We start from the raw sequence: 13080 nt of genomic DNA on the forward strand, positions 1-13080 counted from the left end.
AATGCCAACCCAAACGAAATCACGTGCCATGCCCAAGTTCCGCAAACCACCCGAGGAACTGGTCGCGTTTTTTACGCAGGCAACCGCACCAATGCCTGGCGTCACGCCGCGCAAAATGTTCGGTTGCCCGTGCGCGTTCGTCAACGATAACATGTTTGCCGGTGTGTTCAACGAGAGCGTATTCCTGCGCCTCTCGCCGGACGATTTGGCGAAATTTGCAAAGACCGGCGCGCAACACTTTGAGCCGGTCCCAGGACGACCGATGCGCGAGTACGCTGTCGTGCCGCCCGCGATTCTGAAATCGAAAACGCGCTTTAACGCGTGGCTCGAAAAATCGTACGCGTACGCCGCGACTCTGCCACCCAAAGCGCGGAAGAAAAAGTGAACCTTTTTTCTTTCAGTGTCATGGTGAGCAAAGCGAAGCCGCATACGCGTCCAAGCCACTCGGAGATTGCTTCGTCGCATAGAACGCTCCTCGCAATGACATTCGGCGCGCTCATCCTCGCGGCGTGTTCATCCTCTGCCAGCGAAATCCCAGTTTCGCCTCCACCAACTGAAACTCCAACTGCGCGCGCGATTATCGCGCTGTCGCCAACTCCGTCGCGCGCATCACCTAGTTCCCCAGTTCCCTCAGTTCCCTCAGTTCCTACCCCCATCGCGCGTTCCGGCGAAATCGAACTCGACGCAACCGGTGCGCCGCTCATCGCGCCAAACACGAACACGATTTACACGGCGTACGATTTCTTGCGCGGCTATTTCACGAATCGCACGCACGCGATTATCGTCGAGAGCAAACCCTGGACGAACAGCACGGTCAATGTCAAACAGTACCAGGAAGAACTTGGCGGCGTGACGTATTGGGATTTCTTCAGCGAACTCGAAAATTGGGACTCGCCGTTTTTTATGTGGCAAGACGACGACGGACAATGGCAGCCGTATCGCAAAGAGACGATTCGTAATTCGCCCGCGTACTTGATCGTTGACCGCAAAGGTCCGGGCGCGATGGATAAACTCTGGTTCACCCAGGACGCAGTGTGGATGCTCGCGACCGAAGAATCGAAACGCAACGTCGGACCGATTCGCAACCTGGACGAATTGATCGAGTGGGGCAATCTCGATAAACTCGGCAACTTGCGGATCGAAGTGGACGACCGCATCGCGTACGACGGCGCGATTGTAGATTGGTTTTCCGGCAAGGCGCTCGGCATGACGCCCGACCTCGCACGCGCGCTAACGTGGCGACATCGCGAATTTGGCTCGATCGGAAGCATCGTGCCGGTGCTGTACCAAAAACATTTGCGCGTGCTGACATACGGCGGAACGAAAAAACCAAAGTGGTTTCTCGCAACCGGCGTGCGCTTGCCGGACAACACACGTGTCAGATCGTTCGCGGGCAACGTGGATTTTCCGCGCGAGGAAACCGCGCGTAACGTGAGCGAACCTGACAAGTACATTGACACGTTCGATCACGTGCGCGCGTTCGATGCACAAATTGTTGCGGGCAAACCGGCGACGATTCAGTTGAATGGCGCGGGTACGCTTGCCGCGCTCCAATTCCGCATCGCGAAGAAATTTGATCCAAAGCAATTGACCCTACGCGTCAAGTACGGAGATCAAGTCGGCATCGCGTTGCCGCTCATCGCGTTCTTCGGCGACCACAAGCAAATCGTCGCGCATCGTTCGACGCCGCTCGGTATCATCGTCGAAAACGACGCGTACGTGTTTTACAGCAATCTGCCGATGCCGTTCCAAAATGGAATGACGCTCGAACTCACGAGTCCAACCGCGCTTGGCGTGAACGTTCGTCTCGCAGCTGCATCGGACACGCCGAACACGCAACTGCGCGCGACCTTTCGCGCCGGTGAAAAACTCGCGGCATTCGGTCCCGATTTTCAGGTGGCGCTCCCGGGCGATGGCAAACTCGTTGGACTCGTGCTGGTGACGGACGAGCAAGCGTTCGATAAAATTCCGAAAGTGTTTTTGCCAGGCAAACCGAATGTGGAAGACCCGGAAAAGAAACCGTGGACGAACGGTTATCTTGAAGGCAATCTCACCTTGCGCGATGGATCGGGCGCGACGCGCGTGTACGCCGGACACGAGGACTGGGCGGATGGCGGGTTTTATTTCAATCGCGGTTACACCGAACCAGCCGGCGGATCGAACCGCGCGTTTGGCGGCATCTTGCGCTACCAAAATGGCAAGGACGGGTACGCGACGATCTTTCGCTATTTCAACGATCTGTCCGCGTTTCGTTTCAAGAACGGTTTGCACATGAGTTTCGGTCACGGCACGTGGAAGAATAATTTTCCCGTCACGTTTGGCGCGACTGTGTTTTACTATCGCGAAATGCCGAGCGCGAATACCATATCGTAGCACGGTTTAGGCGCATCGGAAAATACCGCGCCGTGCGCCGGGTGTGCGTCAAGTTTTTGGGTGGTGAAAAAACCTTGCGAAGGTTGAACGGTTATCATATTTGATTTGTCGTCAAAACCTTCGCAAGGTTGAGTGTTCCAAAATTTTGACGCACACCCCCGTACGCCAATGCGTTTGTAAAGGAAAAAAATCTGCGGTATAATCCGCCGCGTTGGAAACCCGTTTCCTCCTCAGAGCTTGTTTAACAATTCGGCGAAAAGCCTTGCGAAGGTTGATTAGAAACGTGTCGCTTAATGACACGCCTGCTGCCTGCAAACCACACTTGTTTGGTCGGCAAAACCTTCGCAAGGTTGGCTGAATTCCTAAACAACCTCTCAGAGAAAACGGGTTTCGCTTGCAATCATACATTGAGGAGTCGTTCGTCTTGAAATGGCAAACTTTGCGACATAACGGCGTCGCGTTTCCGCCGTCGTACGATTATCGTGGTCTGACCGTCCGCCTCCAAGGTCAGCCGATCAAATTGAATCCGGAACAAGAAGAAATGTTGATGGCGTGGGCGAAGAAAAAAGACACGCCGTACGTTCACGATGCCGTGTTTCAGAAAAACTTTTTGGACGATTTCAAAACCACGCTCGCACCCGAACTGCAAACGATTACGCTCGACGAGATGGATTGGCGCGAACTGCACGCGATTGCCGATCGCGAAAAAACCGCGAATCTATCCGACGAAGAAAAAAAACGACGCGCCGCCGAGCGCAAAGCCACGCGCGATGAACTGAAAGCGCAATACGGTATGGCGGTGATTGACGGCATCGCGACCGAGATCGGCGCGTATCTGGTCGAGCCGCCGGGAATTTTGATGGGACGCGGCGCACATCCCTTGCGCGGCAAGTGGAAAGGACGCGTGCAACCGGAAGAGGTGACGCTCAATCTCGACGAGGACGCGCCTGTGCCGCCCGCGCCGGCTGGACACGCGTGGGGCAAAATCGTTCACGAGCACGATTCGATGTGGATCGCGTCGTGGTACGATAAACTGTCGGACAAACGCAAGTACGTCTGGCTCGCCGATTCGTCGCACCTGCGGCAGGAACGCGACAAGGAAAAGTATCTCAAAGCCGCGAAACTCGAATCGAGCGTCGAACGCGTGCGCGATGAGATTCGCAAATTGATGGCATTCGAAGACACGCGCGGTCGCGCGAGCATCGAACGCGAAGCAAGCAAATTGCGCGCCGAAATCAAATCGCGCGAAGAAAAAATTTTGCGCGCGAACCAGGTGGGCGACACCGATGGACGCCGCCAAGCGGAAAACGAACTGGCGCGCGCGCGTCAAGCGTTGGAGAAAGTCGAAAAGCGACGCGAGCAGTTGCATCACGCCGAAATGCAGAAACGCCAACTCGCGACGGTGTGTTATTTGATTGATCGGCTCGCGATGCGCGTCGGCGACGAAAAAGACGAAGACGAAGCGGACACCGTCGGCGCGTCCACTCTGCGCGTGGAGCACGTGCGCGTCGAAGCGGAGCGGATTGATTTCAACTTTCTCGGCAAGGATAGCGTGCTGTGGGAGAAATCTATTGCGCGCGACGAGACAGAAGAAGCGCTCGCCCGCAACTTGCTCGATCTATCGCGCGGCAAGCAACCCGGCGAACAGATCTTTGACAAGGTGGACTCAACGCACATCAACCGCTTTCTCAGCGGCATCGTGCCGGGCTTGACGGCGAAGGTGTTTCGCACGTACCACGCGACGACCGCCGTACGAACCAAGTTGCTGGAGCAAACCGTCAGTGCGGACGCGCCGATGCACCAGAAGGATTACGCCGCGCGCTTGGCGAACTTGAATGCGGCAATCGTGTGCAACCACAAACGCACGCCGCCGAAAAACTGGGAAGAGACGCTCGCCAAACGCGAGATCGAAACCGAAAAATTGCGCGCGGCAAAACCGGACGCGCGTAAACTTCACGCGCAGATTCTGGCGCGCGAGCGCGCGTTGGAAAAATTATTGTCCGCCAAGCCCGATCCAGAAAAATTGGCGGCGCAGGTCAAGGCGCGCGAAGAAGCGTTGGCGAAACTACGCGCGCAACAAGCCGCGTTGCCGCAACTCGCGGAGCAGGTCAAGGCGCGCCAAACCGCGCTCGAGCATTTGCTGTCCGCGCAGAAACCGGTGGAAGCCGCCGCGCACGTCGCGCTGAAGAAAAAGCAAGCCGCACTCGACGCGCTCGCAAAGAAAAAACCTCCGAAAAATAAAAAGGCGTTGGCGCAACACGAGAAACGCGTGCGCGCCGCGCGCAAGGCGCTTGCTGAAACAAAAAAGACGCACGACACAAAACTCAAGCGGCTCAAAGAACGTATTTCCTCGGCGCGCAAAGTGTTCGACGCCGCGACCAAGAATCAGCGCGCCAAAACGCGCGGGATAAACAAGCGACTCACGCAAGCGCAAGCCGCGCTCAAACGCGCGCAACACGATCTTGCGACCGGTCCGGCGCGTTACGCCGAACGCGTCGCCAAGGCGCAAGCCGTGCTCGAACAGGCGCGCCAAGCGCCGCTCGTCGCGCAAGAAAACTACGAAGAACGCGTCGAACGCGCGTCCCTGCAACTCGACCTGGCAAAAAGGACGCGCGATTACAACCTGGGCACGTCGCTCAAAAATTATATTGACCCGCGCGTGTACAAATCCTGGGGCGATCACGTCGGGTACGATTGGAAGCGGCTTTACACGAGCGCGCTCCAACGAAAATTTGCCTGGGTCGAAAAAGAACGATCCAAGTGGAAGGAATGAATCAACCTGACCGGTTCGCGTGTCGAAAACCGGTCAGTTCTTTTTTGCGTAAGAACATCAGAACCAGAACATTCGTATCTACAGCCCATCCTTGCGAAGGTTATCAATCACTTATCCGCGGAATCGCGCGACGATAACAAATCCGATTCCTGGAGAATGACGCCTTCAAACCTTCGCAAGGTTGAGGAATCACGAACATTCACAACCGAAAAGGAGGAGATTGTGTTTCGATATCTAGTGCGATTGAGCGCGCTCGCGCTTGGCGTGGCGTTGCTCGCCGCGTGCGCCGCGCCGTCAACGCCCACGCCGACACCCATGCCGCCGACCGCGACGCCGGTTCCGCCGACGAGTACGCCAATTCCGCCGACCGCAACGCCGGTTCCACCGACGAGTACGCCAATCCCGCCGACCGCGACGCGCGTACCGCCAACCAACACTCCCGCGCCGACTGCCACTGCGACGCGCGCCGCCGCGCAACCAACTACTGCATCTGTCGCCGATAGCAAAGGCGACCCGGCGAATGGCGCGAAATTATTTACTCAAAAACCGATCGAGTGCAACGCGTGCCACTATCCCGACCGCGATACACCGGGAGCCGGCGAAGACACCGCGCCGAACCTGGGAAACATCGCGGTCGTCGCCGAGCAAATCATCAAATCGCCGGCGTACACCGGCAAAGCGAAAACCGTCGCCGACTATCTGCGCGAATCCATTCTGACGCCGAATGTGTTCATCGTGCCCGGCAACGATAATTTTCGCGAGAAAGACGGCGCGAGCGCGATGGAACAAAATTTTGCCAAGCTGTTGACGCCGCAACAAGTGGATGACCTCGTCGCGTACTTGTTGACGCTGAAAGGTTCAACAGCGCCAGTTGCGACGGGCGCGCTCAAAGGCGATGCGGCAAACGGCGCGAAATTGTTCGGCGTGCCCAAGATCGAGTGCAACTCGTGTCATTACCCGGATCGTCCATCGCCCGGACCAGGCGAAGACTCGGGTCCGAACCTGGGAAACGCGGTGACGTTGGCGGAGCAAGTGCTCAAGTCGCCCGCGTACACTGGCAAAGCGAAAACCGTCGCCGAGTATTTTCGCGAGTCCATCGTCAGTCCGGACATTTACATCGTGCCCGGCAACGATGCGTTTCGCGGCAAAGATGGCAACAGCGCGATGGATCAAACCTTTGGGCAAACGCTCACGCCGCAACAACTCGAGGACTTGATCGCGTATATGCTGACACTCAAATAAAAAAACACCTCCCAGGTTTGCAAACCTGGGAGGTGTTTTTTTATTTGATTATTTTAGATCACCGCACGATACGTACTTGGCGGCTTCAGCGGCAGATTTGTGCGCGTTGATCGCGAATCCACCCTTGAGCAGATCGGCGAGCGCGGCATCCACCGAGGTCTTGGATTTGCCTTCCGCGATGTTCGTCAACGGATATTTGACCGCGCCGGGAACCGGGCACGCGCCTTCGTGAATGTGCGCGGGTTGCGGCACACCGGGCGACGGTTTGATGAACACGTTCACTTCGGTCTTGGCGCCTTGCGCGAGCAAGACGGCAGTGCCGGGTTGATCGCCATCGCGACCTTTATCAAGTTTGACGATCGCGCCTTGCGGCACGTTACCGCACGCGACATACATGCCGGCTTCGGCGGCAGATTTGTGCGCGTTGATCGCGAATCCACCCTTGAGCAGATCGGCGAGCGTCACATCGAGCGAGGTCGTAGATCGTCCGTCAACGACGTTAGTGAGCGGGTACTTGACCGCGCCGGGCGCCGGGCACACACCTTCGTGAATGTGCGCGGGTTGCGCCACGCCTTGCGGACCGGGTTTGATGTTGATCGAAACATCGGTCTTGGCGCCGCGCGAAGTCAACGTCGCCGTGCCATTTTGATCGCCATCACGTCCCGCGCCGAGCGGAACCTGAATCGCGACGGTGACCGGCGCTGTGATGATTCCGCCGTCCGCGGTCATCACCCACCAGATATCGCCGACGCCTTGACCCAGCACATCGCCGGGGTTGCGATCGCGATTCCAAAAGTACAGGGGCCAGCCGTTGTACGTAACCTGGGTCGTGCCATCTTTGCGCGTCGTCGTGCCGACCAAGGACGCGGTCAGATCTGTGCCCTTTAGTTCCGGCTTGCCCGCCGTGAGCAGCGGGGGCCACGCGCGCGCACACGAGTCGTAACAATTGCTCGTGCTGGGTTCGCGCGTGTCCGGCGGATACATGTAGAGCGACATGCCATTGCCATCGGTAATGATTTTGCCGAGACTCGTTTGATTGAGCGCCAAGGTCGCGGGCTTGGTGACCGGCGTTGGGCTAGGCGGAACGGTGGTTGCCGTTGCCGCCGGTGGCTGGGTTGGCGGAACCGCCGTAGGTGGCACGGCGGTCGGTGGCACGGTGGTCGGTGGTACCGCCGTCGGCGGGACCGGCGTGTTGGTTGGTGGCACACGCGTAGCAGTGGGCGGCACCGGCGTTGGCACGGGCGTGGGCGTCGGCGGAGCGGCGCACGCCGCCAGTACGATTAGCGCAACGATGAGAAGCGTGACGAGACGAACAGTTTTCATTTCTTCCCTCCTAGAATTTAGTGGTCTATGCAGGAATACGCAATCATCCCAGTGGTGTATTTGCGCGGCGCTCGAATTTGAATAAGAAAATCGTTAAGGATATTTGCGAGTCGGCGACGTGATTTGTCCCAAGCATAATCCAGGAGGATCTCTCCACTGAGATGCGCCGGACAAATTTGTCCGGCGCATTCCTGGGTTAAGTATGCCTGCCGAAAAACGATCACAATCGCGATATCTTCGCCAAACGGTTAGCGCGTAAAAAAGAATCCAGGTTTATCGAAGAAACCTGGATTCTGACAAAGGCGTTCAATCGCAAAGATAATCTCGTTGCAACTCTACCGCGTTATGGATTTATCGGCAGACAAAAAACTTGCGCCGGCAATCGCCGGCGCAAGTTTCAGTTTTCATTCCTCGTCATCTTCATCCTCGTCGTCGTCTTCGTTGTCCGCGTCATCGTCGAACTCGTCGTCGTCTAGTTCGATCGGTTCGTCGTCCGGTTCCGGCGGTTCGTCGTCAATCGCTTCGTCCGAATCCGCGGCGACTTGTTCCGGCGTGCCCACTGCTTCATCGTCCGGCTCCGCATCGGCGTCTTCGACTTCATGCGCCGCGAGCAACTCTTCGAATTCTTCCGCTTCGGCGAGTTCTTCATCTTCGAGACGAATGTCCTCGCTCAAGCGATGCCCGCGCTTGGCGATTACGGCGAGCGCGTGCGCGGAAATCGGCTTGCGACGGCGAAAGCCCGTGCCTGCCGGAATCAGTTTGCCGATGATGACGTTTTCCTTCAAACCGTACAAATCGTCGCGACGTCCGCCGATGGCGGCTTCGGACAACACGTTGACCGTGTGCTGAAAACTCGACGCGCTGAGGAACGACTCGGTGTTGAGCGATGCTTTCGTTACGCCGAGCAATATCGGTTGCGCCGCCGCCGGCACGCCGCCGCGCGCGAGAACATGGACGTTCGTATCGTCGAACGTGAGCCGATCCACCATTTGCCCCGGCAACAGCGACGTGTCGCCGGTCGCCTTGACGCGCACAAGCCGGAACATTTGCCGCAGAATCATCTCGATGTGCTTGTCGTGAATGTTGACGCCTTGCGAACGGTACACCGTTTGCACTTGTTCGAGCAAATACAACTGCGCGGCTTCGCGACCCAGGATTTGCAAAACGCGATGCGGATTGCACGACCCTTCGGTCAGTTGCGCGCCCGCGCGAACCTTGTTGCCATCCTCGACGCGCAGACGCGCGTTCGCCGGCACGTCGTACTCGCGTTCTTCTTTTTGCTGATAGCGGATGACGAGGTGATGATTTTCGCGAATCACTTCGCCGCCCTTTTGCGCGATGATCTCATCGCCGTTTGGAGCTTTAATGATGATCGTGCCGTCGGCGATCTTGTCGCCGTCGCGCACAGCGGCGCGCGCTTTGGCTGGAATCGCGTACTCGTCGCGCTGCACGTGCGACGACGTGATCTTGAGTTTGCGATGTCCTTCGTTGTCTGCCAATCGCACCGTGCCGTCAATCTCCGCGAGAATCGCTTCGCCTTTGGGATCGCGCGCCTCGAACAATTCTTCGACGCGCGGTAGACCGTGCGTAATGTCTTCGACGCCCGCGACGCCGCCCGTGTGGAACGTACGCAACGTCAACTGCGTCCCAGGTTCGCCGATGGATTGCGCCGCGATAATCCCGACCGCTTCGCCCATGTGAATCACGCCGCCGCGCGCCAGATCGCGCCCGTAGCATTTCGCGCACAACCCGTGCCGCGACTCACACGTCAACGGCGAGCGCAGGTACGCCTTGTCCACTTTGGCGGCTTCGGCTTGCGCCCACAATTCTTCGGTGACGAGTTCGCCCGTCGGCACAATCGTTTCGCCGGTGCGCGGATGTTTGATGTCCGCCGCGGCAACGCGTCCGACGACGCGCTCGGCAAGCGTTTCGCCGGTGCGTTCCTTGGAGGTCGCATCCAGCCAGATGCCCGCGCGCGTTCCGCAATCATGTTCGGTGATAATGACTTCTTGCGCGACATCCACAAGCCGCCGCGTGAGATAGCCCGCGTCCGCGGTACGCAACGCGGTGTCCGCCAGACCTTTGCGCGCGCCGTGCGTCGAAATAAAATATTCGAGCGCGGTCAACCCTTCGCGGAAATTCGATTTGATCGGCAACGCGATGATGCGCCCGGCGGGGTCTGCCATCAAGCCGCGCATCCCGGCGAGTTGGCGAATCGGTTGGAAACCGCCTTTCGTCGCGCCGCTGTTCGCCATCACGCGAATCGGCGAATGCGGATTCATGCCTTTCGCGACCGCGTCGGTCACTTGCTCGGTCGCTTCGGTCCACAACTCGACCGTCTTGACGTACTGCTCGTCCTCGGTGATGAGACCGCGCCGATACTGCTGTTCGACTTCGGCGACGCGCGTGCTGATGCGATCAATGATCGCGCGTTTTTCGCCGGGCACGTTAATGTCGTCAATCGCGATCGTCAAGCCGCTGCGCGTCGCGAAACGAAAGCCGAGGTCTTTGACGCGGTCGGCGATCTCCGCCGTCTCGAGCGAGCCGAGGCGTTGATGCACCGCCGCGATAAATTCCTTTAGTTTTTTCTTGTCGAGCGTGTCGTTGACGTACGGCACGCCGGGCGGGACGATCTGATTGAAGATCACACGTCCGACCGTCGTCTCGAACAATTCGGTTTTCTTTTTGACGACGCGCGGCAATTTGATTTTTGCGTGCAAGTCTACGTGACCCAGGTCGTACGCGAAAATTACCTCGTCCACCGACGCAAAGACCTTGCCTTCGCCTTTCGCGCCGTCCTCTTGCATCGTCAAATAGTACACGCCGAGCACCATGTCTTTGGTCGGCTCGACGATCGGTTCGCCGGACGCGGGCTTGAGCAGGTTCGACGACGAGAGCATCAACTCGCGCGCCTCTTTTTTCGCGTGGACGGAAAGCGGTACGTGCACCGCCATCTGGTCGCCGTCAAAATCCGCGTTGAACGCCGCGCACACGAGCGGATGAATTTGAATCGCGCTCCCTTCGACGAGAATCACTTCGAATGCCTGGATGCCGAGTCGGTGCAACGTCGGCGCGCGGTTCAGCAATACTGGGTGATCCTTGATGATCTCTTCGAGCACATCCCAGATTTCGGACGATTGGCGGTCCACGAGACGTTTGGCGGATTTGATGTTGTGCGCGTACTTGCTCTCGACGAGCTTGTGCATCACGAACGGCTTGAAGAGTTCGAGCGCCATGCTCTTGGGCAGACCGCACTGATTCAATTTCAAATGCGGACCGACGACGATGACGGAACGTCCGGAATAATCCACGCGCTTGCCGAGCAAATTTTTGCGGAAGCGACCTTGCTTGCCTTTGAGCAAATCGGAAAGCGATTTGAGTTTGCGCTGTCCGCGCGCGGAAACCGCCTTGCCTTTTTGCGCGTTGTCAATCAACGAGTCCACGGCTTCTTGCAACATCCGTTTCTCGTTGTTGACGATGACTTCGGGCGCGCCGAGTTCGAGCAGACGCTTGAGCCGATTGTTGCGATTGATGACGCGGCGATATAAATCGTTCAGGTCGCTCGTCGCGAACCGACCGCCATCCAATTGCACCATCGGGCGGAGTTCCGGCGGAATGACCGGCAGGACGGTGAGGATCATCCACTCGGGGCGGTTGTTCGCGCGGCGGAGCGATTCGACGATGCGAAGTTGCTTGATCGCTTTTTTGCGGAGTTGCTTGGAGCGCGTCGCGCGAATGTTGTGGCGCAAGTCGCGCGCCATCACCTCGAGGTCCATGCGTTTGAGCACGTCGTACACCGCTTCCGCGCCCATCGCGGCTTGGAACACGTTCGCCCAGCGATCCGCGAGTTCGCGATAGCGCACCTCGGACAAGAATTCGCGTTCGGCGAGACTCTTCAATTCTTCGATCCGGGGTTCCATCGCCTGTTCGAGCGCGGCGAGTTTCTCATCGCGCGCTTGCTTTAGCTCGCCGAGTTGTCCTTCGAGCGCGTGCTTCTTTTGATCGCGCTCGGCTTGGAACAATAATTTCTTGTCTTTTTGTTTCGCGCGAATTTCTTTTTCGATTTCGGCGAGGCGCGCTTCGATCAGCTCGCGCAATTTTTTGCGATGCTTGGACGCGATCTCTTCGCCTTCCGCGACGATCGTTTCGCCGGTCGGCTCGAACACCACTGCTTTGCGTACCTCGCGTCCCGATTCTTCCAAGCGTCGTTCGAGTGCCTTGCCCGCGCTGACGATCTCGTCGGTCTCGGCGTTCAACTGGTCTTCGAGTTTCGCAATCGCCGTGTCGGTGCGCTTGCTCAGTTTCTCCACGTCCTCCTCGTACTCGAGTTCGAGCCGATCAATTTTGTCTTGCGCGATTTTCTGTTCGCGTTCGATTTTCGTCGCGAGTTCTTCTTCGAGCCGATGCTGGGCGCGTTGGCGCGCGGCTTCATCCACGCGCGTAATCATGTACTGCGCGAAGTACAACACGCGGTCGAGGTTGCGGCGCGTCACATCGAGCAGCAAACCGACGTACGAGGGCACGCGCCGCGTGTACCACACGTGCGCGACCGGCGCGGCGAGTTCGATGTGCCCCATGCGTTCGCGGCGCACGCGCGCCGGCGCGACTTCGACGCCGCACTTTTCGCAGATGACGCCTTTGAAGCGCACTTTTTTGTACTTGCCGCAGTAGCATTCCCAATCGCGCGTCGGTCCGAAAATGCGTTCGTCGAACAAACCATCGCGTTCGGGACGCAAGCGCCGATAGTTGATCGTTTCTGGCTTGAGCACTTCGCCGTACGACCAGGCGCGGATTTGTTCGGGTGAGGCAAGACTCACGCGCACCGCGCTCATGTCTTTAATTTCCATGCACCCTCCGTACGTGACGGATTGTTGGAGCGATCAGTGAGGAATCAGCAGATGGCGGGTAAGCGGAAGGAAATCCCGGAGAACGATGGGAAATGCTAGAACGGATGTTTGAGGGAAAAATGACCTGCAAAGTGACTCCCGCTAGCGGAGCAACTAACCCAGTTTTGCCGTCTGTGAGTCGAATTATACGCAGGCAAAGTGCGGTGTCAAGTGGGTTGCATAAGACGCGATTGGACCGCTGCCGACCTACAGCAGACCACCGAATAAATGGCTCATTGGGAATTGCCGTGATCCGTTTTTGGTAGGGGCAATCCTTGTGGTTGCCCGGACGGGCAGGCACAAGACTGCCCTACGTCACGGTAATTCTCGGAGAACCGAAAATCTGGTTCATTGGGAATTGCCGTGATAAGCGACACATCTAGTGGTGCGTCGAGCAAACAGGCGATAGCCTTCTAAATCCAGAAAAATGCGTTGGAACAGATGCTCCACATTGAGCAGACCATAGCACCGTCGCTTGAGGAC

Annotated in this window: 6 protein-coding genes; 4 read left to right on the forward strand and 2 right to left on the reverse strand. The window is 57.8% G+C overall.

What is annotated here, in order from left to right; all coding sequences use genetic code 11:
• Position 1: 1 nt before the first annotated feature.
• The 4 genes from HY868_00450 (at position 2) to HY868_00465 (ending at position 6388) form a co-directional block, all read left to right on the forward strand.
• Complete coding sequence (locus HY868_00450; protein ID MBI5300576.1) at positions 2 to 385, forward strand: TfoX/Sxy family protein; 384 nt, start codon at positions 2 to 4, stop codon at positions 383 to 385.
• The gene (locus HY868_00455; GenBank protein MBI5300577.1) at positions 382 to 2373 is read left to right on the forward strand and encodes a DUF2961 domain-containing protein; all 1992 of its coding nucleotides are present in this window, start codon (positions 382 to 384) and stop codon (positions 2371 to 2373) included. The genes HY868_00450 and HY868_00455 overlap by 4 nt, the downstream gene beginning before the upstream one ends.
• Before the next feature lie 424 nt (positions 2374 to 2797).
• On the forward strand, positions 2798 to 5146 hold the full coding sequence (locus HY868_00460; GenBank protein ID MBI5300578.1) for a hypothetical protein: 2349 nt from the start codon (positions 2798 to 2800) through the stop codon (positions 5144 to 5146).
• A gap of 222 nt (positions 5147 to 5368) precedes the next feature.
• The gene (locus HY868_00465) at positions 5369 to 6388 is read left to right on the forward strand and encodes a cytochrome c (protein MBI5300579.1); all 1020 of its coding nucleotides are present in this window, start codon (positions 5369 to 5371) and stop codon (positions 6386 to 6388) included.
• 48 nt (positions 6389 to 6436) lie between these two features.
• Here HY868_00465 and HY868_00470 read toward each other — a convergent pair whose 3' ends face one another.
• Both HY868_00470 and rpoC read right to left on the reverse strand, forming a co-directional pair.
• Positions 6437 to 7711 (reverse strand): hypothetical protein, encoded by a 1275-nt coding sequence (locus tag HY868_00470; protein ID MBI5300580.1) that lies wholly within the window; start codon positions 7709 to 7711, stop codon positions 6437 to 6439.
• A 404-nt stretch (positions 7712 to 8115) separates the two neighbouring features.
• Positions 8116 to 12558, reverse strand: coding sequence for a DNA-directed RNA polymerase subunit beta' (gene rpoC, locus HY868_00475; GenBank protein ID MBI5300581.1), 4443 nt, complete (start codon positions 12556 to 12558; stop codon positions 8116 to 8118).
• Between the last annotated feature and the right edge of the window lie 522 nt (positions 12559 to 13080).

Source organism: Chloroflexota bacterium (assembly GCA_016219275.1).
Taxonomy (GTDB): Bacteria; Chloroflexota; Anaerolineae; order UBA4142; family UBA4142; genus JACRBM01.

What these genes read in the sequence shown, in the direction of transcription:
- HY868_00450 (MBI5300576.1), top strand. Translation starts at nt 2, where the DNA reads ATGCCAACCCAAACGAAATCACGTGCCATGCCCAAGTTCCGCAAACCA.
- HY868_00470 (MBI5300580.1), bottom strand. Translation starts at nt 7,711, where the DNA reads ATGAAAACTGTTCGTCTCGTCACGCTTCTCATCGTTGCGCTAATCGTA.
- rpoC (MBI5300581.1), bottom strand. Translation starts at nt 12,558, where the DNA reads ATGGAAATTAAAGACATGAGCGCGGTGCGCGTGAGTCTTGCCTCACCC.